The 26,498-nt window shown below is 41.1% G+C and carries 25 protein-coding genes and 1 pseudogene; 16 read left to right on the forward strand and 10 right to left on the reverse strand.

Annotated features, from left to right (window positions below):
- Window positions 1-161 precede the first annotated feature (161 nt).
- Window positions 162-1,664 carry an FAD-binding protein gene (locus ACYRY3_RS05835; protein ID WP_460200773.1) on the reverse strand — a complete coding sequence of 501 codons (1,503 nt, stop codon included), beginning with the start codon at window positions 1,662-1,664 and terminating at the stop codon, window positions 162-164.
- Window positions 1,665-2,118: 454 nt separating this feature from the next.
- Window positions 2,119-2,403 (reverse strand): hypothetical protein, encoded by a 285-nt coding sequence (locus ACYRY3_RS05840; protein ID WP_460200774.1) that lies wholly within the window; start codon window positions 2,401-2,403, stop codon window positions 2,119-2,121.
- Window positions 2,404-2,783: 380 nt separating this feature from the next.
- Here ACYRY3_RS05840 and ACYRY3_RS05845 point away from each other — a divergent pair, with 380 nt between their 5' ends.
- Window positions 2,784-3,050, forward strand: coding sequence for a hypothetical protein (locus tag ACYRY3_RS05845; protein WP_460200775.1), 267 nt, complete (start codon window positions 2,784-2,786; stop codon window positions 3,048-3,050).
- A 384-nt stretch (window positions 3,051-3,434) separates the two neighbouring features.
- Window positions 3,435-4,154, forward strand: coding sequence for a protein kinase domain-containing protein (locus ACYRY3_RS05850; RefSeq protein ID WP_460200776.1), 720 nt, complete (start codon window positions 3,435-3,437; stop codon window positions 4,152-4,154).
- A 308-nt stretch (window positions 4,155-4,462) separates the two neighbouring features.
- On the opposite strand, the gene ACYRY3_RS05855 is transcribed toward ACYRY3_RS05850, so the two are convergent.
- The gene (locus tag ACYRY3_RS05855) at window positions 4,463-4,825 is read right to left on the reverse strand and encodes a hypothetical protein (RefSeq protein ID WP_460200777.1); all 363 of its coding nucleotides are present in this window, start codon (window positions 4,823-4,825) and stop codon (window positions 4,463-4,465) included.
- A gap of 38 nt (window positions 4,826-4,863) precedes the next feature.
- On the opposite strand from ACYRY3_RS05855, the pseudogene ACYRY3_RS05860 reads away from it, so the two are divergent.
- The 6 genes and pseudogenes from ACYRY3_RS05860 to ACYRY3_RS05885 all read left to right on the forward strand — a co-directional run.
- Window positions 4,864-5,031, forward strand: a pseudogene (locus ACYRY3_RS05860) (nitrogenase-stabilizing/protective protein NifW); the annotation flags it as partial.
- A gap of 10 nt (window positions 5,032-5,041) precedes the next feature.
- The gene (locus tag ACYRY3_RS05865; protein ID WP_460200778.1) at window positions 5,042-5,839 is read left to right on the forward strand and encodes a HesA/MoeB/ThiF family protein; all 798 of its coding nucleotides are present in this window, start codon (window positions 5,042-5,044) and stop codon (window positions 5,837-5,839) included.
- 34 nt (window positions 5,840-5,873) lie between these two features.
- A complete protein-coding gene (locus ACYRY3_RS05870; protein ID WP_460200779.1) occupies window positions 5,874-6,101 on the forward strand; it encodes a hypothetical protein in 228 nt (75 codons plus the stop codon).
- Between the two features lie 104 nt (window positions 6,102-6,205).
- Window positions 6,206-6,577, forward strand: coding sequence for a HesB/IscA family protein (locus ACYRY3_RS05875; RefSeq protein ID WP_460200780.1), 372 nt, complete (start codon window positions 6,206-6,208; stop codon window positions 6,575-6,577).
- A gap of 70 nt (window positions 6,578-6,647) precedes the next feature.
- A complete protein-coding gene (locus ACYRY3_RS05880) occupies window positions 6,648-6,947 on the forward strand; it encodes a 2Fe-2S iron-sulfur cluster-binding protein (protein WP_460200782.1) in 300 nt (99 codons plus the stop codon).
- Window positions 6,948-7,781: 834 nt separating this feature from the next.
- Window positions 7,782-8,417, forward strand: coding sequence for a class I SAM-dependent methyltransferase (locus ACYRY3_RS05885; protein ID WP_460200783.1), 636 nt, complete (start codon window positions 7,782-7,784; stop codon window positions 8,415-8,417).
- A gap of 144 nt (window positions 8,418-8,561) precedes the next feature.
- Here ACYRY3_RS05885 and ACYRY3_RS05890 read toward each other — a convergent pair whose 3' ends face one another.
- Window positions 8,562-9,401, reverse strand: coding sequence for a DUF4142 domain-containing protein (locus ACYRY3_RS05890; protein WP_460200784.1), 840 nt, complete (start codon window positions 9,399-9,401; stop codon window positions 8,562-8,564).
- A gap of 596 nt (window positions 9,402-9,997) precedes the next feature.
- Entirely contained in the window at window positions 9,998-11,008 is a 1,011-nt protein-coding gene (locus tag ACYRY3_RS05895) for a hypothetical protein (RefSeq protein ID WP_460200785.1), read from the reverse strand.
- A 790-nt stretch (window positions 11,009-11,798) separates the two neighbouring features.
- Here ACYRY3_RS05895 and ACYRY3_RS05900 point away from each other — a divergent pair.
- The 5 genes from ACYRY3_RS05900 to ACYRY3_RS05920 all read left to right on the forward strand — a co-directional run bounded on the left by ACYRY3_RS05900 (window position 11,799) and on the right by ACYRY3_RS05920 (window position 17,615).
- On the forward strand, window positions 11,799-14,153 hold the full coding sequence (locus ACYRY3_RS05900; protein WP_460200786.1) for a ribonuclease R family protein: 2,355 nt from the start codon (window positions 11,799-11,801) through the stop codon (window positions 14,151-14,153).
- 133 nt (window positions 14,154-14,286) lie between these two features.
- Window positions 14,287-14,880 (forward strand): flavin prenyltransferase UbiX, encoded by a 594-nt coding sequence (locus ACYRY3_RS05905; protein ID WP_460200787.1) that lies wholly within the window; start codon window positions 14,287-14,289, stop codon window positions 14,878-14,880.
- A gap of 122 nt (window positions 14,881-15,002) precedes the next feature.
- Window positions 15,003-15,149 carry a hypothetical protein gene (locus ACYRY3_RS05910; protein ID WP_460200788.1) on the forward strand — a complete coding sequence of 49 codons (147 nt, stop codon included), beginning with the start codon at window positions 15,003-15,005 and terminating at the stop codon, window positions 15,147-15,149.
- Window positions 15,150-15,561: 412 nt separating this feature from the next.
- The gene (locus ACYRY3_RS05915; RefSeq protein WP_460200789.1) at window positions 15,562-16,179 is read left to right on the forward strand and encodes a GNAT family N-acetyltransferase; all 618 of its coding nucleotides are present in this window, start codon (window positions 15,562-15,564) and stop codon (window positions 16,177-16,179) included.
- 875 nt (window positions 16,180-17,054) lie between these two features.
- Window positions 17,055-17,615: a hypothetical protein gene (locus ACYRY3_RS05920; RefSeq protein WP_460200790.1), complete on the forward strand. Its 561-nt coding sequence runs from the start codon at window positions 17,055-17,057 to the stop codon at window positions 17,613-17,615.
- 110 nt (window positions 17,616-17,725) lie between these two features.
- Here ACYRY3_RS05920 and ACYRY3_RS05925 read toward each other — a convergent pair whose 3' ends face one another.
- From ACYRY3_RS05925 to ACYRY3_RS05935, 3 genes are all read right to left on the reverse strand, one after another.
- Window positions 17,726-18,913 (reverse strand): histidinol-phosphate transaminase, encoded by a 1,188-nt coding sequence (locus ACYRY3_RS05925; RefSeq protein ID WP_460200791.1) that lies wholly within the window; start codon window positions 18,911-18,913, stop codon window positions 17,726-17,728.
- A gap of 151 nt (window positions 18,914-19,064) precedes the next feature.
- Entirely contained in the window at window positions 19,065-19,706 is a 642-nt protein-coding gene (locus ACYRY3_RS05930; RefSeq protein WP_460200792.1) for a YqiA/YcfP family alpha/beta fold hydrolase, read from the reverse strand.
- A 98-nt stretch (window positions 19,707-19,804) separates the two neighbouring features.
- Window positions 19,805-21,118, reverse strand: coding sequence for an isochorismate synthase (locus tag ACYRY3_RS05935; RefSeq protein WP_460200793.1), 1,314 nt, complete (start codon window positions 21,116-21,118; stop codon window positions 19,805-19,807).
- Window positions 21,119-21,392: 274 nt separating this feature from the next.
- On the opposite strand from ACYRY3_RS05935, the gene menA reads away from it, so the two are divergent.
- The 3 genes from menA to ACYRY3_RS05950 all read left to right on the forward strand — a co-directional run bounded on the left by menA (window position 21,393) and on the right by ACYRY3_RS05950 (window position 24,767).
- Window positions 21,393-22,289 (forward strand): 2-carboxy-1,4-naphthoquinone phytyltransferase, encoded by an 897-nt coding sequence (menA, locus tag ACYRY3_RS05940; protein WP_460200794.1) that lies wholly within the window; start codon window positions 21,393-21,395, stop codon window positions 22,287-22,289.
- Between the two features lie 79 nt (window positions 22,290-22,368).
- Entirely contained in the window at window positions 22,369-23,325 is a 957-nt protein-coding gene (locus tag ACYRY3_RS05945; protein ID WP_460200815.1) for an o-succinylbenzoate synthase, read from the forward strand.
- 23 nt (window positions 23,326-23,348) lie between these two features.
- Window positions 23,349-24,767 (forward strand): 2-succinylbenzoate--CoA ligase, encoded by a 1,419-nt coding sequence (locus ACYRY3_RS05950; RefSeq protein WP_460200795.1) that lies wholly within the window; start codon window positions 23,349-23,351, stop codon window positions 24,765-24,767.
- A 5-nt stretch (window positions 24,768-24,772) separates the two neighbouring features.
- On the opposite strand, the gene ACYRY3_RS05955 is transcribed toward ACYRY3_RS05950, so the two are convergent.
- Window positions 24,773-25,522 carry an SDR family NAD(P)-dependent oxidoreductase gene (locus ACYRY3_RS05955; RefSeq protein WP_460200796.1) on the reverse strand — a complete coding sequence of 250 codons (750 nt, stop codon included), beginning with the start codon at window positions 25,520-25,522 and terminating at the stop codon, window positions 24,773-24,775.
- A complete protein-coding gene (locus tag ACYRY3_RS05960) occupies window positions 25,512-26,492 on the reverse strand; it encodes a methionyl-tRNA formyltransferase (RefSeq protein WP_460200797.1) in 981 nt (326 codons plus the stop codon). Before ACYRY3_RS05960 ends, ACYRY3_RS05955 begins: the two co-directional genes overlap by 11 nt.
- Between the last annotated feature and the right edge of the window lie 6 nt (window positions 26,493-26,498).

Below are 26,498 nucleotides of genomic sequence, written 5' to 3' on the forward strand. Positions count from 1 at the left end.
CTAGTACAACAAGGCGCTCAGTATGAAGGATAAAGGATGAAATTAAAAGGCTTACACTATAAGCTTTGGAGCAATTTACAATAGTCGCCTTATTTACGCCGACTTGTACTAGTATTGACTCTGATTTTGAATTTTCCTCTGCTGAGAGTGACAAATGAGGGCTAATCAATAAATCCTTGGCTTGGCTCAGATACAAAAATTTCTTGCCCTGGTGTTAGCAAGTTATCAGGATCGTAACGCCGCTTTGCACGGACTAGCTTTTTCCAAAACGGGCCGAAGTGCTGCTTCCAATCATTTTCAGAAAAAGAGACAGAACTAACTGGATATAAATAACCACCTAAATCACGAGTTTGCTCAAATAACTGGCGATTATCTTCGAGCATTTTTGTAACTGTAGAACTATCTGGAGGGATTGCTGTTCGCAAAACAGAAAACAGAAACGTAACTTTTTCTTTTGGGACTCGGAATAAAGGCAGTTGAAAGAGTTGAGTTTTAACTGGATACAGTAATATTGGCCCTTGACCTGTATCAGCTAGTGTTAAGTTAGCAGCAACTTCTCCAATTAAAGTTTCAACGGTACTCTCAGGCACAAATAAATCCACCCAAGGATGTGGAAACGACCAAACTCCAAGAGATTTAAGAGAAGCAACTACAGGCTCTAAACGATTAAGAAAATCAAAGTAAATTTTATCTTCTATTTTTTCTGTACCTTGGTTGTAGTTTAATTTAGCAAGTAAAAATTTATTATTTGGGATGTTTGGTGGACTGTAAAAACTAGCGACTTCCAACATATAACGCCATCCCCCAGTATCTTTAGCAATCAATTGTCCTTCTACGTAATCAAAACGTTCATCATCTATCAACAAGCGTTGATCCTGTATGAATGTTGCTAAATCGTCATAATATAATTCAAACACACGCGCATTGGTAGCGGCAGGAATAAGTTTAATAGTTGCTTGAACAATAATTCCGCATTGGCCCAGTCCTGCAAGTACAGATGTAAAAAGCTCATTGTTTTGTCGTTGCGAACAGGTTTCTATTTGACCTGCACCAGTCACTACCTTGAGTTCTAAAACATTGTCAATCATTACGCCGTAGCGATGAGTTGCACCACCAATACCGCCTACCGATAAAGTTCCACCAATCGAAAGTTCTATGTAATCTGTAAGAACAGGGGGTGTTAATTTCTGCGGAAGCGTCTGTTTCAATAACTGGCTCCATAAAACTCCTGCATCCACAACAGCGCTGTCGGTTCCCACAAACTGAATCTTGTTGAGCGAACTCATATTAATGACAATGCCAGCTTCTACTTGTGACTGACCACGAGTTGAGTGACCCTGACCGCGTGCTGCAACTTTAATTTCATAAGTACGAGCAAATTGAATAATTTTAACAATATCTTCTATTGATTCTGGTTGAAGTACTGCCAGCGGTTGACGGTGTACTATATTACCGAAATCAACACTAGCACTAGTAAGAGTTTCACTATCTGTGTAAAGCTTGCCATCTAATTGGGGTAGATTTTCAAAGATGGATGTGGCATTAGCAGATGTTACCCAAGAACGCCGTTTAACATCAAATCCAATCACAATAGTACTAGCAACCAAACCCTGTAAAATTTGGCGGCGCGAAGTATTTGATTTTTTGTTTTCCATATAAGTCATAAATTTTTAAAATACTTAGTGTTCATTATTTAATACTAAGCCAGAAATCTTGAATTTAGATACAAAATTTTACATTAAAATTTATACTAAATTTAGAAAGCTGAAATCAATTAATAAAACACAATCTCGTCAAACTTATGTACATTTTCTGACACACACAAGATTGTAATTAACGAAGTTTATCTAATAATGTATGACCCTAAATTTATAGCTTAAGTGCATACAGCCCATGAATTTATAAGATTTTAGATAGAGCAAAATACTAGAAATGGTATAATAGAAATTATGCTATTAAAAATTAGGCGATATCGATCGCCGTTTACAACGCGCAAGTGTGCGATCGCTTTAGCGAAGCTGGAATTGTCTATCTTCCTTTGGGAAACTCGTCAGTGATTATATTTAATTGAGCAAGCTTTCAGAAGTGCATTGTAGTGGCAGTCGAAAACTCTTCATATTAAATTTTTTGAGCTAAAAACAGAACTGATAGGTAGGGCTTGGTCACATATCCACCGTAGGAATTTACTATCTGGATAACGACATTAGATAAATCCTGCTTTTCAGTTTCCGTAAATTTTTGATAAACAGTTTGAGTTTTGAGGAGGTTGAGATATTGCTCGGTGCTATAGTCCAACGACCAGGGATATTGTTTTATGACCGGGTTTTTGAAGCATTTACTGTCTAATATCCAGTTTTCTCTTTTTTCTATTAGTAAAGGAATTGTAGGTGGGGTTGATACCATTGATGGCACATATTCTTGATAAGCTTTATTCAGGGCTTGAAAGACTGGAGTATCGGGGGTAGGGGAAAAATTCCAAAAAAAGGCAATATGTCCCGTTTCTTGGTTCTTTCGTATATATGGTGCTAAATTGTTAATTCCAGTTGATAAATTTGCTGTAATATCAAGGCTTACAAGCGCTTTTAGTCTAAATTTTCAGCCATCCGACCGTTTTGCACTCAATAATGACTGTTATGCTTGGCTGGCATTGGGCTCAAGCTTATTGTTCAATAAAATTAGCACGCTAAGTACGCAAGAACCCTAATTTTTTGCATATGTGTGTAGTAACCAGATATATAGACTATTAGGCGAGTAATCTGTGTTTACTAGTGGAGGAGTTGTAAATGGTCTACCGTCTGAAATGTTTCACAGTTGCAACTCTAGTGTTGTCTGTGATATTGCCTACAAGTGCAGCTGAATCAAGAATTAGAGGAGAGAGAGGGAAATTTTCTCACTCTAAGTTGCTGTTAGCTGCACGGGTGCAAACAAGTCAACAAAAGAATGACTTGGCACAGTTTAAACTGGCGCAGACACCCAAAGTGTCTCTTCCTCCTGAGCTACAACGGAGATTGCAACGTATAGTATGTACGAGTTCGCGGGCAACAAAGTAGAAATCCTCTGTAAAACCGATTTCTATTGAAATTACTCTTTACAAGTAATGTGCGGTTTGTTTCAAACATAGTAGGATTATAAAGTTGAATAGAGTAAAGTTTGTACAAAAAGGTTCTCACCTCAATCTGGAATAACACTAGGCAATGATGTAGTGTCAAGTATATTCGCTCAATCATTAGGGGTAACAAGAAAAAACAAAAAGCAAATAGATACAAATAAACATAGCCTCATAGAATGGGATGTATGATGCAAAAACTATTAAGCTATATCAAGGGTATTAACTATTATACCGAGTGATAAGTAACTAGAAAGCTTTTTTATTGCACGATTTGAGCTACAACACTTTTTCAATTAGCAAAAATACAATTTCTATTATTACTGTTATGAAAAAGATTTGTGTTAACCCTCTATGCCACAATCCCCAAAATACCGAAAATACTAAATTTTGTACAAATTGTGGTTCTGGATTGGTTCTAAATAATCGATTTATTCCAATTGAAATAATTGGTCAAGGAGGTTTTGGTAGAACATTTAAAGCTGTAGATGAACATAGTTTAGATGAATCACAAAGATGTTTGATTAAGCAATTTTTACCTCCAGATGCGAACAATACTCCTAATAGAAAACTTAATATTCAATTCGATACTATCATCCCAGTACAAGAAATTGTACATAAAATTCCTGATATATATCGTACAGAAATTAATCAATTAGCTAAGCTAAAACATCCTCAAATTCCTGCATTGATAACCCACTTTGAGCAAGATGGATATTTATATATAGTACAAGAATTTATTGATGGAGAAAATTTAGAGGTAGAAGTCAATCGACAAGGAGCCTTTACAGAGGAAAAAATTTGGCAGCTTCTTTATGAACTGTTACCAGTCATTAAATTTGTTCACGATAAAAATGTAATTCATAGAGATATCAAACCAGAAAATATTATTAGACCTCGTGGAAATAAACCTTTAGTTTTGGTTGATTTTGGTGCGGCTAAATTGGTTGTAACTAGACCATTAAATACAATAGCTTCAGCTAATGGATTTACTGCTCAAGTAGGAACTGCTATAGGAACTCCAAACTACATGGCTCGCAAGTTTTAGACGGTTTAACTTCAATTAATCTTGGGCGATCCGGTCAACACTTCCGTGTACTGAAACCAAACTGCACTGCAGAAGCGATCGCTTCGGTGCAAGCCGCACAAGCGTGCTTATCGCACTCGTGCAAGCAATCCCACTTCAAGCAAAACTTTGCCCGTCACCTTCCCCATCCGCCAATTCTGGCAAGCGATCGCTTACGAGAATGCCCGGTCTATTGACTGGGCTTTTTTCGTAATATGTTGTGAAAATACTCTCGTTTCTAAGAGCAAAGGGGCGATCGCAACTTGGTACTCCAAGTCAGTGTGGGTAGTTCACAAACCTAACTCAGATAAACGTGCCAAAGTTCTATCTTCAGCAGCAATATAGAGTTCTTCTTTTTTACTTTTAGAGATGGCAAAGTCTGTGACACCAACTCCTAAAGTTGGAAGTGGTATGATGTGGCAGTTTTGCAATTGTTCTGCCTGTAGTTGCTCTAAACCAGTTCTAGCATCGATGGTAGCTTCAGCAACACGTTTAGCCAGCCCCAAAAATCCATGAGCTTCTGGTGAAAAATAAGGATTTTCAAGTCTCAAGCCAATAATTGGTAGCGGGTGTGTATTATATTTATCTTGCAACGCCCAAACAGGGAAGTTACTTACAGCAATAAAAGCAGAAAGCCCACAAGATTGAGCCACGAAGTGTGACTTCGTGGCTCAAGCGTCCTTTAGGTGTTAATTATACTGACCTTAGCGATTTAGAACGGTTAAGTAAATATCGTGAGGCGTTACAAGAAGCTTATCAGCTATTTCTCAGTTCAACACCACAAGAACAAAAGCTGTTTAAAGTGTTTAATGAGAAGCCCAAAAATGTAGTTATGCTAACAGAAATCACTTCTGATTAGGAGGTAAAAAGTGGTAAACCTAACGCCTACCGAATTAGAACGCTATCGTCGTCAAATGATGCTTCCTAATTTTGGTGAAACAGCACAGAAGCGCCTCAAGTCAGCGACAGTTCTAGTTACGGGTGTAGGAGGATTGGGCGGTACAGCGGCGCTATACCTTGCGGTAGCTGGCGTTGGGCGGCTGATTCTTGTCCGGGGTGGCGACCTGCGACTTGACGATCTGAATCGTCAAATTCTAATGACACATGATTGGGTTGGTAAGCCCAGGGTCTTTAAAGCAAAAGAAACTCTGGAAGCCATTAATCCTGATGTTGTTATTGAAGCCGTACATGAATATGTCACTCCGGAAAATGTGGATTCCTTAGTGCAATCAGCTGATATGGCTATTGATTGCGCTCATAATTTTACGGAGCGCGATTTGTTAAATGAAGCTTGCGTGCGCTGGCGTAAGCCTATGGTGGAAGCAGCAATGGACGGGATGGAGGCTTATCTCACAACGATTATTCCCGGTGTGACTCCCTGCTTATCTTGTTTGTTTCCTGAAAAGCCTGATTGGGATAGACGCGGCTTTGCAGTATTGGGTGCTGTTTCCGGTACACTTGCTTGTTTGGCTGCTTTAGAGTCTGTCAAGCTCATTACTGGGTTTAGTCAGCCTCTGTTGTCGCAATTGCTGACTATCGATTTGGCGCGGATGGAGTTTGCCAAACGCCGTTCTTATCGCGATCGCTCTTGTCCGGTCTGTGGTAACAATGCACCTTGGAGATACTCGCAATCTACACCAATGGAACAGTTGATGGTTGACGGTTAACTGTTAACTGTTAACAGTCTGCAAACACCACTTTGTGTCAATATTTGTCATGTTGGTGTCCTCATTAATTTCCCTGGGCTTTGCTATAGGCTGCTTTTATGCCACTGCAAAAATTGCAAATCAAATCTGGCAACTGATAGCTGCATTTATTGCATTGTTTTGCCTGATTTTAAGCTTCAGTTTTTCACCTGTGCCAATTGAAGTGCTGATTGTGCTTGCTTTACTCATCACCACTCAAAAAATTCACACTTTGGAAAACTAGGATGTAGGGTCTAGATTACAGGTTACAGGTTATACCCTGTTGCCTGTACCCTGTCCCCTATTCCAACAACTTTGAGTGCAAATTCTACCAAGACCGGAGGTTCAATGACTCTTACTTTGACAGAAAAAGCAGAATTTCACTTGCGGATGTTACTGCGAGGTTCTGCCCCCGAAACCAATACACCTACTAAAGGTATCCGCATCTCTGTCAAAGACGGTGGTTGCAGTGGCTATGAGTATGCAATGGAAATCACTAATAAGCCCCAACCAGACGATTTGGTTAACCAGCAAGGTAAAGTACTTGTTTACATCGATCCTAAAAGTGCGCCGTTGTTGGAAGGGATGGTTATAGATTTTGTTGAGGGGATGATGGAAAGCGGGTTTAAGTTTATAAACCCTAATGCAACAGAAACCTGCGGTTGTGGAAAGTCCTTTAAAACAGCTGACTGTACATCTGCCGGTAAACCTTGCAGTTAATTCCTACATCCCCACCCACACCCTTGAAGTCATAAAACCATCACGTACAGAGTGTGAGAGGATTTGAAAAATGGCTACTTATCAAGTCAGACTAATCAACAAAAAAGAAAATCTCGATACCACAATCGAAGTTGACGAAGAAACTACTATTCTGGATGCAGCAGAAGAAAGCGGTATTGATTTACCTTTCTCTTGTCACTCTGGTGCTTGTTCTAGCTGTGTAGGCAAAGTTGTGGAAGGCGAAGTTGACCAATCTGAGCAAACATTCCTTGATGATGAACAAGTTGGAAAAGGTTTTGCTCTTCTTTGTGTGACTTACCCACGTTCTAACTGCACAATTAAGACCCATCAAGAACCTTATCTAGCTTAAACACGGATAGCCCCGCCCTAAAAGGATTGGGAAGCTGTTCTACAAGAAAAAACTACCTCCTACCTCTTCTCCCATCCATGAGAAGTTAAGGGGTAGTTTTTTATGTTTGGGCAAAAGGAAAAGGAAAAAGGTAAAAAACTACCTTTTTCCTCACGCCTTTGTCTAATTGCTCATCTCACATCCAAAATCAAAATGGAGAATTTTTTAAAACACAAGTGTTAATTATGAAGTACGAACCAATGCACTCAGCAGATCATTCTTCATCCCTGACACTTTATCCCTTTTTATACCTTTGTTAGCGTTGTTAGCGCTAATTTTTACACTCTGATTTTTGCTGTGCGATTTAAACAAGCTAATAATAGCTCTTTCCCAGGTTTATCGTCTTCAGTAAATTTACTAAAAGACCAATAAGCTCTCTATGTAAATCTACTGAAATAAAACTTGGGTCATGATTTCTATCCTTCGTTTATTGTGTGTTTATTTATGCGTATATATTAGCAAACTCTTGTCATTAACATTATATTTATTAATATTCGGTAATAAATAATTATTCTCATTAAATCTGCACATACATCTTGATGCTGACTTTTCACGAAAAGCGATCGATAACACACACACCAATGACTCACGCCTTTAAGCATCAACCACTTCCGAGATGGTTACTAAATGAAATTTGCAAAAATTATTACTGATATAAGCTCAATTAATAAGCTGTAAATTAGCTACAACCCGAACAGTTTTTTCCTTGGAAGACTAAACTTTCCGCGATCGCTACTGATAATATTTATACAAAGGTAAAATGAGGATTTCATAATATACAGTTTTCAATTACGTATGTCACATGACAAAGCGTTTGAGCGCAATTGGTCTAAGTATTACGATGCTGTAGTGGGCCGTCCACCACGAGACACTTTACTTACAGCTCTGGCAAATTTTGAAACTCAAGAGTTTGACACTGGCAAAACAGGTGTTCGTCGGTCTTGCTTCGCGGTTGACTTGGGTTGTGGGGAAGGAAGGGATACAGTAGAACTGTTGCGTCGGGGCTGGCGCGTCTTAGCTATCGATGGTGAAGCGGAAGCAGTGGCGCGGTTGCTGAACCGTCCGGATATCAATTGCCAACTTTTAGAAACTCGTGTAAACCGTTTTGAAGAGTTGACCTTACCAGAGTCAGTAGATTTGGTAAATGCCAGTTTTTCTCTGCCGTTTTGTCCCCCAGAGCATTTCCCCTGCTTGTGGGAAAAAATAATTTCTTGTTTGCGTTCCGACGGGCGTTTTAGCGGACAGTTGTTTGGCGAACGCGATTCTTGGGCGATTTTTCCGACAATTAGCCATCACACCCGCCAACAGGTAGAAATGTTGCTGCAACCTTTTGAGATAGAAATGTTCGAGGAAGAAGACCATCCCGGAAAAACTGCGATCGGAGAAGAGAAGCATTGGCATCTCTTTGAGATCGTTGCTCGCAAAAAGTAATACCGATTCAAAAAATGTTTGCGACTTCTTATGGAACAGCTATACTCGCCCGTTCCATACGAGTGGCGGGCTAGAAGCCCGCACCACAAGAAGAGAAAGTTGGATATGTTTTTATCTGAAAGTCCCTTATTTATTGACCGTACATTACCGTCCCGAATCTGGAGCCGTACTACCAGGAGTTCCCGAACCAGGAGCAGTACTACCAGGAGTTCCCGAACCAGGAGCAGTACTACCAGGAGTTCTAGAACCAGGAGCGGTATTACCAGGAGTTCCCGAACCAGGAGCGGTATTACCAGGAGTTCTAGAACCAGGAGCGGTATTACCAGGAGTTCCCGAGCCAGTATTTCCAGTGCCCTGTGCCATATTCTGTGCCATCTCTAGGTGATCGGCAACCAGAGGTGCAACTTTACTTGCAAATGCTTTCAGCTGAGGGTCGTTTCCTTGTTGGAGGTAATTTTGGTAATTAGCTAGAGTTTTGGTATGAGATGCAACCTGCCCTTGCATATATGCTTGGTCAAAGTCTGTACCCTTGAGACCACCCAACTGCGACACCAAAGCTCTGTTGTCTGAACCTATATCTTTTGGTAACTGTAGCTTTTTTTGCTGTGCTATCTGGGTCAGTTGTTTGCTAGAGCTTGTATGCTCTTGAATCATACGCTGTGCATACTTCCTCACAGCTTGGTTTTGAGACCGTTGAAGTGCTAGTCTACTGGTTTGGATCTCCGTCAAGTCACTTTGCGCTGCCTGAGTCACAAATTGTTGGTCTAAATTGTTGGCTTGCGAACGAGTACCATTTGTAGAACCAGGAGCGGGTTTTGACGTACCTGGACTATTTTGAACAAGGATGGGCTGATTGGAATTACTAGAAGAACCAGAGTTTATGTTGGCTTGTCCTATTCCCGGAAAAGCGATGATGGTACTAATGCCAGCCATTCCTAGAAAGCTACCAACAAATTTTTTGATGAATTGCGTGTGATTGTGCATATTCCTTGCTATTAAGTACCTAAGGCTGACTTACAGGAGATTTTCAGCAGGAGCAATACAATGATTAACTTCCTTGTGACTCAGGAGATACAAACCATCTTGTATTCAGGGAGGTATATCCACCACACAAGTACCGTATGAAATAAAATTTCAAACAGCTACCAGTTTGTACTGCTTCTGATGAAAAGGTAACTAGTAGCGGGTTTTCAAACTTCTACCCAAGGAATAGGCTTCCCTTATGCCTATAGAAATACTTATTAATAGACATCTCCAAAAAAGAATGTAGAGACGCGCCATGCACGTCTCTGCAGCGATTGTAGACAACGCATAGTTAATTTTCGGAGATATCATATCATGTCCGGGTAAAGACTTATCATTAAGGCAGAGGGGGAGAGGGGGGGAGAGGGAGAGGGGGAGCGAGTTTTGAAATTTAAGGAGATCAACCCGAAGATTAAATAAGTTGCGGTTATATGCAGCAAGCAAGGATAAAACAATCACTTCATAGTTGAAGATTGGATTGACCGTCTCCCTAACGCAGAACTGGTTATTCATCCCACACTGCCTTCGGTCAGATGTGGGGCAACTGACCGATTAAGCTAAAACCCTGCTAAGGGATCTATGGGCGTAGGCTGTGATTCGAGGAACCTGAGAAAGTCTAACAATTCTTCCTCGGTCAGTAAAGTACGTCCTATCTTGTTGTAAGTTTTCTTAAGATGCTCCCGCCCTTGCTCTTTTGTCCAGCCCAATCGTTGGATCTGAACATCTGTTTGAGCGATGACATCAGATAAGTCCACTGGTTCGCTCTTCTTCTTTCTTTTTCCTGTATTTGTTTGAGTTCCCACGTCCTGTTGTGAAATATTACTACGTGATGGGAACGGTGTAACGTTACTGCTAAGAGAACTTTCAGGTGAAGAATTGTTTTCAGTTTTGCTGCCAGATACGATGCCTAAGTTATCTAATGAGTTATCGAAGTGAGATTCCTGCTTGTCAGTAGCTGATATGAAATCACTGGTGTCCAGATCTCTGGTGCCATGTAAAGTTTCTTGCTTCTTAGTAGCAGGAAAACGCCCGCTCATATCTTGACTGGTGATATCCAATTGGGCTTCTGGCTTGTTAGTAGTTGCAAAGATATCGTTTGGATCTGGAATTTTGGTATCAAATTGGCTTTCTTGCTTGCTAGCAGCACTAAAGCGATCGCTCTTATCGTTAACTTTTGTATCAGTTTTCCCCATGAATGAAGGTGAGCTTGCACCTAGAGGTGCAGTGACTTCTGTTTGCGGAGAAGAGTTAAGTACAGCAGCAGAATACGCCGACTCATTCAAAGCGTTTGAAATTGGCAGGGATGCTTTTGGTTGAACTTGGGCGACTGGTTCAGAAGCCGTAACTGCCGATTTTTGAGGTTGATGGGTGATTCCCAAGACAATGAGTGCCCTAGTTATAGCCCTGTCTTCTGCTTCCTCTAATATTTCTGCTGCGGCCATACCAGTGGCGCGGGTTGTGCCTTCAATCTGCACGCTTGCCCGGACTATATATTTGCCGTGATGAATTTGCACTAATTCAGTAATAAGATTGCCTTGGGGGTACTTGCTCTGAAATTGAGCCAACATAATACTGTCACCAAATCTTGCTTTATTTATTAAATGGGTTGGAAACGATTCATTCAAATCTAGCTCAATCTAGTACAAACGCACCAACCCGTATACTCTATGATATGTTCTTAAGGGCTTACGGGTTTTAAAAACAGTATTCTTACCTAAAAATTTAATTTGGACAAGTCAAGGTATTTAGAATGCTGTTCGCGTTTTACCCAGTATCCTCAATGTAACATAAGATTTTTCCAAGTCTTTTTTGGCTACAAAGGGCTTTTCTTAAATGATTTTACTGTTCGTGCTATAGTAATCACTCAATTAGTGTCCTAGAACTATTTTCTGCAAGCACGCTCTATATCTACAATAATGTAGTAATGGTTCGTCCTCACAGCTTGTTAAGCTGCTGACCTAATTGTTTCCGATCCTACATGTGGGTCAATTAGATTTGTCGGCAGTTTCTCCTAGTTCAACATCAGAGTCTAATGGCGTAAAAGAACCTTCACCTTAGACAATCTAACACCTGCCGTTTCCCTAAACTGTGCTTTTGGGCAGCGTGGAGAGTTCTCCAAAGTGCGTCTCTCAAAAACCCGTTGTGTAATTACCGAAGGGGGCAAAATCACTAGACGGGCGCACTTTGTAAGATTGTTTGGAAAAAAGGAACCATACGCCACCTAAACTTTGAGATGCTCCTGTGGTCCCCTTTATTATGGGCAATTCGTTTCCGGCTAGTGTCTGTAGTCGTGAGGGTACACAGCACGCGAACCAGATAAACAACACATGACGTTTTGACCAAAGGTCGGTTCACTACATGGAATTTTCAATCGCTACACTTCTGGCCAATTTCACTGATGATAAATTGGTCGCTCGTAAACTCCTAGAAAAAAAACTGGGTTGTGAAGATGAACCTAGTATAGAGAAACTTCAGATCGCTTTAGACGTACTGGAAAAAATCGGGATTTTGGTTAAAGAACGGGGCAAGTATCGTCGTGTCTCGGAAGAAGGGCTGATTGAAGCAAAACTCCGGTGTTCGAGCAAAGGTTTTTGTTTTGCCATCCAAGATGTGGAAGGAGCCGAAGACATTTACATTCGTGAAAGTCATCTAAGTAATGCTTGGAATGGCGATCGCGTTTTGGTCAGAGTGCTTAAAGAAGGCAGCCGTCGTCGATCTCCGGAAGGAGAGGTCAAGTTAATATTAGAGCGATCGAATCACACCTTACTGGCACGGATTAAGCAAGTAGAAGGAGGCTACCGCGCCGTACCTCTAGACGACAGATTGCTCTTTGAACTCAAATTGAATATCAATAACAACAGTCTGGAGCAAGCAATTGACCATTTGGCTCATGTGGAGGTTTTGCGTTACCCACTGGCACAATATCCTCCAATGGGTCGTGTCGTGCAGATTCTGGGTAGCGATGCAGAAGCAGCAGCCGACATAGATTTAGTCACCTGCAAGCACGATCTTTCCCGGATTTTTCCAGACCCAGTGCAAGAAGCAGCCGCCAAATTACCTAAAAAGCTGCTGAAAGCAGACTTGAAAAACCGTTTGGATCTGCGCCAAAAGTTTACACTCTCTATTATCCCCAATAATGGAGACTCAAAAGTAGTAGAAAATGCTTTTTCTCTAGAAAAAAATGGCGAGGGAAATTGGCGCTTAAGCTTTCACATTGCCGATGTTTCTCACTACATTCTCCCGGAGGAAATTCTTGACCGAGAAGCAATGAAACGGGGACGAGCTGTGTATCTCGGTAATTTGGTATTGCCAATGTTTCCAGAAGTTGTTGGTGAACGTTGTTCTCTACTACCAGGTAGCGATCGCCCAGCATTCTCTGTTTCAATTACCATTGATTCAAAATCGGGAGACATAGAAGATTGGGAAATTCAACCCACTGTCGTTAAAGTAGACACTTCACTCAGCGAAACAGAAGCAGAATCAATTCTGTCCAAAAAACCTATCAAAACAAGCGCAGAAGTGCTGCAGATGGTGCAAAACCTGGAAACTGTGCGGCAACTGTTGCAAAAGGTTCGTATCGATCGGGGTTGTTTGCAATTGAATTTGCCCCCCAATCAAAACCCATACTGTGATGAAGGTGCGTTGGGGTGTGTTGTCACCAACGATTTGCCCGTGCGCTCCCTGCTGACAGAGTATATATTACTAGTCAATCAGCTGGTGGCAACTCATTTGAGTGCCCTTGGCATCCCCGCTATCTGGCGAGTTCAAAGTGCTCCCGATCCAGAAGATGTCCAAGAAATGCTGAAATTGGCAATTAATTTGGGTGTTGAACTATCCCTAGACCCGGAAATCGATATTCAACCTCTTGATTATCAACAGTTAACTAGAGTTTTTGCAGACTCGGCATCTGAGCAAGTCTTAACCTATTTGTTGCAAGATACCCTAAAACAAGCTACTTACAGTACAAATAAAGGAAGTCACTTTGGTTTGGCATTACCAGAATATACCCATTTCACCTCCCCTTTACGGCGTTACCCCGATTTACTCATGCAAAGAGTTTATTATGTACTCCTCGAACACGGGCGCGATCGTCGCAACACCCGCGTGAAAGATCGTGTTAACCTCCGCCACTCCTCCTGTCATGGTGAAATAAACTGGAATGTTTTACCACCAGAATTGCAAAGTGAATTGCAAAGTGAATTGACTAGAGTCATCGTTCAAATCAACGATCGGGAAAAAGAAGTTCAAGAAGCTGAAGCTGATTTGGCAGGGTTGCAAAGAGCTTCACTTATGAAACAGCGTCTCGGTGAAGTTTTTATCGGTGTCATCACAGGTGTCCAATCCTATGGATTCTTTGTCGAGATAGAAGTTCCACCAACCGAAATGGAAAGCGGGAATAGTACACGCGTACCCATAAGGGTCGAAGGGCTAGTACACGTGAGTTCTTTGAAAGACGATTGGTACGAATATCGCGCCAGACAACAAGCACTGTTCGGGCGCAAAAATCGAGCTTCCTACAGGCTAGGCGATCGCGTAGCCGTACAGGTGAAGAGTGTTGATTATTACCGCCAGCAAATTGATTTAGTCACTGTTGGTAGTGATGGCTTACCCACAGGTAAAGATATGAGTGGCGTCAATGACGAAGTTACGAATATGTATATGCGTCATGATGACATGGAGCCCGATGACTTAGATTACGCAGATGATGAATAGCAATTAGTTAGGAGTTAGAAGTTGGGAGTTAGTAGTTAGTAGTTAAGAATACCACCAACCACTAACCACTAACCACCAAGCACCAACCACTAACAATTAACAGTTAACCGTTAACAAGTACATTTACCAGCACGTGTCCGATAATACAAAACCACTCATAATAGGCGTAACAGGAGCATCTGGACTGATTTACGCTGTTCGCGCCCTGAAATTTTTGCTTGAAGCAGACTATGAGATTGAATTGGTTGCTTCCAAATCAACGTATATGGTTTGGCAATCCGAGCAGAATGTTCGTATGCCAGTAGAACCCCTGCAACAGGAACAATTTTGGCGACAGCAAGCAGTCGTTGAACAAGCAGGTAAGCTATGCTGTCATCATTGGAGTGATGTAGGAGCTAACATTGCTAGTGGTTCGTTTCGTACTCAAGGGATGATAATCTTACCCTGTAGTATGAGTACTGTAGCAAAGCTAGCAGCTGGTATGAGTTCGGATTTATTAGAACGGGCTGCCGATGTTCAACTTAAGGAAGGGCGAAAGCTGGTAATTGTGCCACGTGAAACCCCTTTTAGCTTGATTCACCTGCGTAACTTAACAGCTTTAGCAGAAACAGGAGTCAGAATTGTTCCTGCTATTCCCGCTTGGTATCACAATCCCCATTGCTTGGGATTTCATGCACCGCTTTCCTGCTGCAATGGCAGACGGATAAATAATAATCTGATCGGGTAGTTACCTACCTGAATCAGGTAAGAGCAGAGCATTGTGAGCGATAAGGCTGTTTGCCCACGTAACTGCTGAGTTAGGGAAAGTTTAGTCACAGCAAATTGCCTCAATAGCTAATGTGGATTGCCATGCGCTCGGGTGCACCCTTAAAGGAGGTTGATGGTACCTTTAGTCTTACAGAATCATCTGGTTCCTGGCAAATCGTCCCTCACCTCCAGCGAGAACTGTTACACACTCTAATGCAGCGCGGAAGACGGGCTAAAAAATCCATCTAAATTAGCTGCATATTTAAGTTTTCCCGCTACAGCGCGAGCGCTAACACCATACGTAAATTTTATTTATGGCAATCGTGGTAGAGCTTGTAATATTACAACAATAAAATTAAAGAGCAAAGTATACTATTAGACAAATACCTAATTCCAATTTAGCAATTAGCACTCTTGAGCCGCTATGTTAAATCCTTCTATTTTCAGTCTACGTGCGGATTGCTGCCTTATAGCCGATGGCGATTTAGAAACTTATGGGTATCAGGTTTATAGGTTGGAGGTTACGGGTTACACCTTATTCCCTGTCACCCGTCTCCTTTCCCCCACACATTACTTAACTTAAAGTTGTCATGTAAGGTTAAATGGTGTTTTAGGATATTTGAGAATAGTTACATTCCATAAAATCAAGATTAAACTAGCCTTGAAACCCTGGTTTTCTCATCCACCTTACCAAGAGCCCGCTACAGAGGTCGCTCACAACGCCTCCTCTAAGTTTCAAATTCGTGCAGCTACAGCTGCTGATTTGACTGGCGTTGCCCAAATCATTGCCGAGAGCTTTCATTCCCAAAATGGGATTTTGGGATGGCTGTTTCCATTATTACGTTTGGGCATTTATGAAGATTTAAGACATCGTCTGGCATCAAGTACACCCCATCACGTTTGTTTAGTCGCTGTTAACACGACTTCCATTAAGGCGGATGACTTAGTTGGTACTATAGAATTAGGTGTGCGTTTTAACGATTCATGGAGTGAGGTTTCGAGGAGTTTCCTTTACCTATCCAATCTAGCTGTTAATCCTACATATCGCAGGAAAGGAGCGGCGTCAGATTTACTTCTAGCCTGTGAAAAAGTAGCCCTTAATTGGGGATTTCAAGATTTGTACCTCCACGTTCTAGAAAATAACCATCAGGCACGGCAGCTTTATTTTAAGTTGGGGTACCGAGTATACAAGGTAGAATCTTATTTGAATGCATTTTTTCTAAGACGTTCACGGCAGATTCTTCTACACAAGCATTTGAGCCCTGATTCAATGACGTGAGTTCCTTCATAACTCTTGTGGCTGAGAAGAAGTCAGCTTGTGCAGCATACAGAACAATGTTTGATAAATAAGGCAAGATTCTCAGGGGAAATTGCCACTGAAAATCCACCTGTTTGCGGGCTCTAGAGCTTTGTTTGCGCTCGGTAATGTCCCAGCACGCTGAAACCCCAATCCAAGGGAGGTAGTGCTGTGCTGCGCCCACGATCGGATAAAGGTGGGCAGTATCCTCTCCAAGCTTAAATTTCACAAATTAGATAGAACTGTTATATATTTCATAAATCAGCGATTTTACTGAAATTTGCTCTTCAAAAGGTTATTGATTTTAATACTTCATAACCTGAAAACTCTGTATTGAGTCTGTATTAAAAATTATAAAATTTTGAAAAAAATTAGCATTTCCTTGTTAAATTAAGAATATTATTCTCTAATAAATAAAAAAATCTTTGTAAATATATTTATTTATATGACGGAATAAAAATTTGTAGATTTTCTTTCCGATGGAGAGGGCCTATCTAAATCGTTCTATTTTATATGCCAAGTCTAATCTTGAAGTTATATGTAAATAGCAAATGTTTTCCATATAAAATAGATAGTTAATTTGGCATCAGTAAAATTACGAGAAATTTGTTTTTGAGTCCTCATAATAACTTTGTATTTAAAGCATCTATCTTTATAAAAACTTTAAGAAAATACTCCTTTAGTTGGAGACAAATCCAGTTAAATCTCATAAAATATGAATACTCTAATACAAAACCAGGTCTATTTATACTTTTTTCAATTCAATTCTTGATAGTAAAAAAGCAAAAATTTGATTCTAGAGCCCCTTTCTTATTCAAGTGCAATCTATCACCAAATCCATTCAAATCTAAGAAAAAATGGATAGCGAAAAGTGCCAACGCTATCAGACTGCTATGGTATCTACTTATTACCCTGACACCAGTTTTATTGACTATGTTGTCATGCCTAATGGAACTGAGCAATCCCAGAGCTCGGATCTCCTGACAATGCTGCTCAGTGGAAAAGTTTTCGTGGTCAATAGTCGCAGGCGGAATGGTTTGATACTGTTCAAACGCTTCCATGCGGAGTTTGCCGGACCTGGGGCAGCCGTAGGCGGTGATTACGATCGCGATTGTCTGGGGGCGCTAGCAATAGGGAATTTATCTTTATTGACTCCCGAGTCCCATGATGAACGCCAAAAAGCTTATTTGATCAGGCGGCAGTGGATTAGATTGATCAAACAAATTACGGAAAATCCAGTCCCCCAACAGCGAGTCCAAAAGATTTTGGATCAATTTGAGCAATATTTTCCACCAGAAATGGTTGCCCAGTTGCCAGATCAAACATTTGCTCTTTTGGTGGGTGTTTTACCGCAAACGGTAGCCATCTTGCGCCGTTTGGGTAATGCTGATTCAGTGGAAAACAGTTATGATGATTGATTTTTTTGCTGTTCGTCCTCTAAAAGAATATAAGTAGGTAGTAGGCAAGGACGCTGTCTTCCTAATACCTGTATTGTTAGGTGAAAATTTCCAAATATTTTAATTTTTTACTAGTCTCTGTGAGACATTGAAGCAAGAAGATCGGATTCTTCTATTGACTCAATAGCAGGCAGTATATGGCTTAAAGTGCGGCTGTTCTCCTCGGGGCTTCCTACAGAAATTCTCAATCCTCCACTAATTAGCCGTACAATAGTGCCAGCAGATTTAAGTTTTTGGTGAAGATTTTTTAAAGCCACCTCTTGCTCATGAGAAGCATTGAGTTGAAGACGAACATAAATAAAGTTAGCAGAACTCTCCCAAACTTGTAATTGCGGGCATTGAGATAATACTTGAGTCAGTTTTGCTCGTTCAGTTAAAGTCTGGGGAATTGACTCTAACAAAAGCTGACGGTGTTGCAAAGCTGTTAATGCTGAAGCTATTGAGAAACTGGGGAGATTGTAGGGAAGGCGAATCTTTTCCAAAATGGAAATGAGATCGGGATGAGCAAGACAATAACCAACCCGCATTGCTGCTAATCGGAAAGCTTTAGAAAACGTGCGTAACACCACCCAATTAGGTCTTTGTGGTAATTCCCCAACAAGGGTATGGTGACTAAATTCAAAGTAAGCTTCATCAATAACGACTAAAATATTTTCTGGTAAACTTCTTATCCATGCCAATTCTGCTGCAGTTAAAGCATTGCCAGTAGGGGAATTGGGATGAACAACAAAAACTGTCCTGATGGGTGGATTTTGAGTTTTTTCGATAGCCGATTGGGCTGCGTGTAAATCAATTTGAAAATTTTCTTCGTGTCTACCCACCTTTACCACTGGAATTCCAAGAGTTTGAGCTAGGATAGCGTACATGGAAAAAGTGGGCTGGGCAACTAGAATTGAGCCTTCACCTCCCAGACAACTGGCAATGAGTAATGAGCGGATGAGTTCATCTGAACCATTGCCCACGGAAACATTGGCAGCAGTGAAAACCGATGGTGGAAGGCTTGCTGATTCACTAGCATAATTCGCGATCGCACTTTTGAGTGTTTCGTGCCCACCATCAGGATAGCGGTTTGCTTCAATAGCTTGCTCAAAAGTCAATGCTAACTTTTGTTTTAACTCAGATGGCAAATCGTATGGGCTCTCATTTGTATCCAAGCGGTCAACTTGGATAGGTGATTGGACTGGTTGGGCAGTATCGCTACCGGGGTGTGGTTTGTATGCCGTAAATTGGGCTAAATCTGACCTGATGAAGGGAAGCATATTTAGTTATGAGTTATGAGTTATGAGTCATTGGTCATTAGTCAATGCTTTGCAACTTGCATTCTCTAACATGACAGCATATTTTGTGTGTAGGGTAACACCCTACATTTCAAAGCATGAGTTTATGAGAAGATTAACAATTATACAAGTTTCAGGGTAGATGGCAAAAGACCCGAATTGCTTGCCAAATCTCTACCAAAACATTACTGAGGCTGTGGTCGCTATCGAGTTCCACTAGTTCTACCCAAGGACGTTGGATAGCAAAGTCGCGACTGGCTTGAATGGGAATGACTTCATCGTGTTTTCCATGCAAGATGAGAGTAGGGATAGGGGTTTGCAAAACTTCCTCTTTGTAATTCTTGGCATCTGGAACGAAGTCATAACAAAAAGGAAGAGCGCGTCCTTCACCATAGTGATGTACCATCAGATATTTTTCTTGTTTCCATTGCTTGAGGGTTTCTAAGCCTAACTTAGGTAACCAATGCGATAAAAACCCAAAAGCAGGTGCTAATAGGACAAGGCGTTGTACCTGTGAATGTTTTTGTCCGAGATGCGCGGCTGTCAAACCACCTAAACTTGAGCCAATAAGAGTGACGGGAGTAGAATTGTCAACAAATACTGACGAGATTTGAGCTAATTGGCGGGTTATTGTCAAGTGGGAAAAATCACCTGCATTTAGATCGGGAATTTGGAGAGCGATCTGGGCTTGTGAAAAGCGATCGAGAAGGTATCGTGCTTTGGCAGAATGAGGGCTTGATGCAAAGCCATGAAGGTAAATAAATTGAGTTGACATCTAAGTTGACTTTTGTCAATTGTTTGGTGTCATTTGTCCAGTGTCATTTGTGATTTGTCAATAGCTATTACAAAGAACTAATGACGAATGACAAAGGACTAATGACTGCCATCTATGAGTGCGGAACGAATTCCAACAATAAACTCGCAGTTGCCTTCAGAGTCCACCCAACCTAACGGCGCAGCATACAAACCCCTTTCAAAGTTCTCAAAACGGCGAATTTCACGACAAGCAATATTTCTGGCAGCACCTGCTACTGCTGGTGTTGGATGCAGTTGGGCGACTATTTTTAAGGGATGCACGTCAGGGGGAACAATTGCGCTTATCGGAGTCCATAAATGTTGAATGTTGGTTAATTGACGCAAGCGAGGTCGTAACACTTGTGGTAGTAAACCCAGTCGAGACAAACGTTGTGTAATGAAATGAATGACTAAAGAATGCTCGCGCCTTTCTTTTTCACTGTTGAGCAAGCGACTGGCGTTAGCAGCATCTTCAAATGGTGTTTTCCCTCGTGGTGCAGAACCCGCCAAAGCATCCGTGACTAATTGTTTTTTTTCAATGCTAATTAAACGCTCTGGGCTAGCTCCTATAAAGTGCTGTCCCTTCCCATTGCTTATGGAAAAGACATAACAATTAGGGTGTAACTGCCGTAAATTATTTAAGGATTGCAATAAGTTAAATCGGCTGGTTGATTTAACATCAAGTGCATCTGCTAAAACAACTTTACTTAAAGCCTTGGAATTAATTTTTTCCAATGCGGCTGATACGGAATACTTAAATTCCTCTGGATTAGCTACATATTTTTGATTGAATTTTTTGTGGTTACCATTTAAACTAAGAATTTCATATTGCAATGAATTTATAGTTTCAATCTTGCTCCACAAAATCTGCAATATTTTTTGGATATCCGTAGTGGCGTTAACAGTTATATTAGCAACTAATGTACAACACTCGTTTTTCACAGCTACTTGCCACCTAGGAAGAAAAATAGTAGCAGATGGAAATGGGTAATCTACTTTGCTATCTTCCTCAAAGAAACGGAAACTACATAAGAATTGCGGGTCTGAAAACCCTTGGTTAATTTTAGAGAAACAAATTGTTTTTTTTAGACAATCTTTGATAAAATTTTCTGCTTTGATGAAGCGTTTTTTGCCTGTTATCTCTAACTTGGCTACAGTATCAATAGCAGCGATCGCTTCTTTTTTTCCCTTATTCTCCCAATAAAAACTAATTTGGTGAGGTTCAGCTAGTTTATCAAGCACAACTAGAGGATCGACTGCGTCAATCTCTATTGAAACACTAGCAATTTGTGTGCAATCCTTTTTTAGGCAATTTTGCTGAACAGCCCAAAGAAAGCGATATAACTCCTTATTGTATACAAAAAAGTCAGCGCGACATTGTGAAACTGTCATGATCTAAAAATAGTAAATTTTTTTGAAGTTATCTTCCAAAAGAGTCACAAATTATGGTCGTATTTCTACAGGTAACACAAATAGTCCCTTTTATCCAGAGTTAGACTTGCAAAGTAGTTTTGCAAAAACTTGCCTGCAATGTCCAGTTTCTGCTGTAATTTGAGATTGAGAGAAAAGTTGGCAACTTTTGATTGTGTTACCTGTATATGGTGTATTTGTAAACCATAGAATATTTTGTATCAGAAAGTGCTGACCATTTAGTGAATCACGACTGATGACTACAAAGCTGATTTCTTATCCCAACACTAAACTATGGATGGCGGCACTAAAACCGCCAATGTACAGCGTTGCTATTATGCCCATCTGGGTTGGAACGGCTGTTGCTTTTGCTGAAACTAAGACTTTTCATGGAGCAGTTTTTTCTACCTTTTTAGCTGCTGCAATTTGTATCCTGGCTTGGGAAAATCTCAGTAATGATGTCTTTGATTCAGAAACAGGGATTGATAAAAACAAACACCATTCTTTGGTGAACTTAACTAGTAATAAACTCCTAATATTCTGGTTGGGAAATTTGTTTTTAGGTCTGGGTTTGCTAGGAATATTAGCAATAGCTTGGTGGCAACAGGATTTGACGGTGATAGGAATAATTTTGCTGTGCTGTGCCCTGGGCTATATGTATCAAGGACCTCCCTTTCGTCTAGGATATCAGGGTTTGGGAGAAATCATTTGCTTTTTTGCCTTTGGTCCGTTGGCTGTCTCAGCAGCATACTACAGTCAAACCGCTAGCTGGTCGTGGAGCAGTTTGGCAGCTTCGATAGTGGTCGGGATTGCTACGAGTTTAATTTTGTTCTGTTCCCACTTCCACCAAGTCAAAGATGACATGGCAGCAGGTAAGCGTTCTCCCATTGTCCGCTTGGGTACGCGAAAAAGTGCCGAGCTTCTACGTTGGTTTACGGGCAGCATTTATGCTATCGTCTTCTTCTTTGTACTTTGGGGCACTTTCCCCATCTGGACGTTACTCAGTTGGGCAAGTTTACCCTTTGCTAAAAAGTTATGTCACCATGTTCTAACCAACCACAACCAGCCGGAAAGAGTCAGCAATTGTAAGTTCATTGCCGTAGCAGTTCATTTTTGGGCTTGCTTGCTGTTTGGGTTGGGATTTGTGCTTTAGTAGGGACACTTTGGTTGCAAGATGGCTTGTAGTGGCAAGGACAAAGGATGCTCCTGCAAGTTGCCTTGATTCTGACATCATGAACTATAGATTACAGTTTCGTCCTTACCGAAGGAGATTTGTGCGATCGCTAGTCACAAGTCACGGTATTTGGGAGATTCGAGAAGGTATAATTCTTCGCCTCACAGATGATTTGGGTAGAGTCGGGTGGGGGGAAATTGCACCCATTAGCTGGTTTGGTTCTGAAACCCTAGAACAAGCCCTCTTGTTTTGTCGTCAGTTATCTGAGGAACTGACCGATGGAACAGTTTTCTCTATTCCCGATAACTTACCCGCCTGTCAATTTGGCTTTGAGTCAGCAATTAGGGAAATAGGTAATGGGGACTGGGGAGACAAGGAAGAAAATTTTTCCTTTTCCCCGTCTCCGCTTCTCACTTACAGCGCCCTATTACCAGCTGGCGAAGCGGCGCTTTTGGTATGGCGCACACTCTGGGAACAGGGATATAGGACTTTTAAATGGAAAATAGCGGTTTATCCTATTGCTGAAGAACTCAAAATTTTTAAAGCACTGGCTCAAGCCTTACCAGCCTCTACTAAACTTAGATTAGACGCAAACGGCGGATTGAGTTATGAAGCGGCTAACTTATGGCTTTGGACTTGTGACCATATCAAGACGAACAATGAGTTCCCTTTAGAAATTGAATTTATCGAACAGCCACTGTCTGTAGACCAGTTTGATGCAATGTTGAATCTCAGCTACTGCTATAGCACTGCCATAGCTTTAGATGAATCCGTTGCTACACTTAACCAACTTACTGCTTGCTACCAAAAAGGCTGGCGAGGGATTTTTGTCATTAAGCCGGGAATAGTTGGTTCCCCATATCGTCTGCGGCAATTTTGTCAACAGTATGAAATTGATGCTGTGTTTTCTTCTGTGTTTGAAACCTCAATTGGCAGAAAGGCTTCCCTGCAACTTGCTACCGAATTGTCACGACACAATAGGGCAGTAGGTTTTGGAGTCAATTATTTCACATAAGGAGAAAAACTAGCTGAGAACTTATGGTAAAAATTTTAGAAAACCTTATAGACCGGGCATTTGCCCTACCTCATGACTGGCTGATTTGCGATCGCAATCATCTATTTACCCAAATAGCCGAACAACGGTATTTGGAGTTAATGGAGTTTTCCCACAAAGAAACACCACCAAAGATTTTTTTAGCTGAAGACGAACCAGTAAGATTTCTAGCTAGTTTTATCGCAGCTTCTGCAGCCCGTTGCCAAGTTTTTCTTTGTAACCCCACTTGGGCAAAACCAGAATGGCAACAGGTTTTTGATTTGGGAACCCCGGATATTATTTGGGGGATAGGGGAAGAGAACACGGGGATCGTCCCAGACAAGGAAGACAAGAAGAAAACTCTTTTGCTCCCCTCCTCACTCTCAAATTTTCCACTCATCATGGTTCCTACAGGTGGTTCGTCAGGAAAGATTAAGTTTGCCATCCATACTTGGGAAACTTTGATGGCATCAGTACGGGGATTTAAAGAATATTTTCAAATAGATCGAGTTCACTCGTTTTGTGTCTTGCCGCTGTATCATGTTAGCGGTTTAATGCAATTCATACGTTCCTTTACTACGTTTGGTAATCTAGTCATTCTCTCTTTTAAAGAATTGGAAGCTGGTCAAATCTATAATATTAATCCTTCGGAATTCTTTATATCTTTAGTACCAACACAGTTACAACGTTTTCTAAAAAATCCAGAATTAACTGAATGGCTATCCCAATTTTCAACCGTGCTTTTAGGTGGTGCGCCAGCTTGGAATGAGCTTTTAGAACAAGCAAGATATCATAAAATTCGCTTGGCTCCTACCTATGGCATGACAGAAACAGCATCCCAAATTGCTACTCTCAAACCCGATGATTTTCTTAGCGGAAAAGATGGCTGTACTCGAATTCTACCTCATGTTCAAGTTAGTATTTATAATGAAAAAGGGATAAGTTCAAATGTTAATCAAATAGGAAATATCAGAATTTATTCTCAATCTTTGTCTCTTGGTTATTATCCTAAAATTAGGGTAAATCAAGAGTACCTACAAGTAGATGATTTGGGTTTTTTTGATGAACAAGGATATTTACACGTTTCTGGTCGTGACAGTGACAAAATTATTACAGGTGGTGAAAATGTTTATCCTTTAGAAGTTGAATCAGCTATTAGAGAAACTCAAATGGTGACAGATATCTGTGTAATTGGGGTACCAGATAAAGTTTGGGGACAAGCAGTAACAGCAATTTATATACCTAAAATGCCAAATCTTTCTCCATTAACACTTAAAACATTGTTAAAAGATAAATTGAGCAAATTTAAAGTTCCTAAATATTGGATTGGAGTGGACAGTTTGCCTCGCAATTCGCAAGGTAAAGTTAATCGCTTGCTGCTACAGCAAATAGCTATAAACTCTCTGGAAAAGAATATTCTTTAAGAAGATTAATACCAATTTTCTGTGAAGCTGCACGCGGTTTTTACCCCTCCTAACCCTTTAGCAGCTAAAATGTTGGCTCTGGCAATATCTTCAATATAGACAAAATCCATTGTCTGCTTGCCATCACCAAAAATCAATGGTGGCTGCCCTGCGGCGATGCGATCCATCCAGCGAATCAGCACTTCGGTGTATACACCGTAAATATCCATGCGCGGACCGTAGACGTTGAAGTAACGCAATCCTACATAGTCTAAGCCGTACATATCATAGAAACTGCGTAACAAACCCTCATTAAACGTCTTGGCTGCACCGTAGAGGGTACGGTTGTTATAGGGATGGTGTGACTCAGTAGTGGGAAAATCTTCTGCCATGCCGTAAATGGAGGCGGAGGAAGCTGCCACTACCTTTTTTACCCCTGCATTAACCGCTGCTTCCAGGACATTGAAAGTCCCATCTGCCAAAACTTCTAATGCCAGACGCGGTTCTTCCGCACATTGAGTAATGCGGATAGCTGCTTGATGAAAGACGATATCTACGCGTTGCATGACATCAGCTAACAGTTCGCGATCGCGAATGTCACCTTCAACAAGCACCAAATGCCCGTGCCGTTGTGCCCAAGCAAGGTTTTCACGCCGTCCCCGTGTGAAGTTATCCAAGATAATAATCTCAGAAGAGCCTTCTTTAACCAGCAGATCTGCGATGTGGGAACCAACCAAACCTGCTCCGCCTGTAATCAAAACTCGTTTATTTTGCATATTCTTTTAACCTAATGATTTCCTGTTCCAGAGTTTGAATGCGTCCTAGTAGGTGAGATGCCCTTAAGCCCAAAGTACTTTTAACAGACTTGATGATATTTGCTGCTGCTGTCCTTTCTTCCCCTTCAAATTGAACCTCAAAAATTCTCAAAACACCATCACCCGTGAGAACATCAACATAACCTTCTGTTTTCGATCTGCCGATGATTCTACCTGGTATGCGTCCTACGTAGGAAGGGGGATTATTTAAGGGCTTAGCTTGCCACACAAACAATTTTTTACCCTGAAGGTAAGTGTAAGCACCAGGAAAAGGAGACACTAATGCGCGAATGAAGCAGTCTATGCTTCTAGTGGATGCCGACCAATCAATCTCACTATCCTCAGGAAGGCGAGTACAACAGTAGGTAGCTTCAGCGTTATTTTGCACGACTCCTTCATAACCATGCAATAGCTTAATAACCGTCTCTCCCAAATGTTGGCGTTGAATTTCATTTAATTGCTCGTATAAATCCGCGACAGTAGCATCAAAGCGAATGGGAATCAGTTGTTGAAATAAGATATTCCCTGCATCCAGTTCCGGTGCAATTTGATGAATGGTTATCGCTGCATGAGATTCATCATTGACGATCGCCCAATTGACATTGGCACGACCGCGATATTGAGGTAAAGGAGAATAATGGACATTGATAAATACAGACAGTTCAATCAGTCCTGGTGGCAGAATTTGGTTATAGGAGGACACCACGACACATTCTGGCTGCAACTTTAATACCAGTGATTTAATTGCTCCTTGTGAGATATCTGAAAATATGGGAATACCTGCTTTTTGAGCAAAATTAACCACTGGGTCATCTCCATTGGACTCAGGGTCTACATTTCTCACAACACCCCGAACGTTGCAATGGGAAACCAAAGATTCCAAAGCGCTTAAGGTGGTGATACCCATTCCAATTAAAAGGACATTAGCCATTCCCCA

It is taken from the genome of Scytonema sp. NUACC21 (assembly GCF_054684315.1).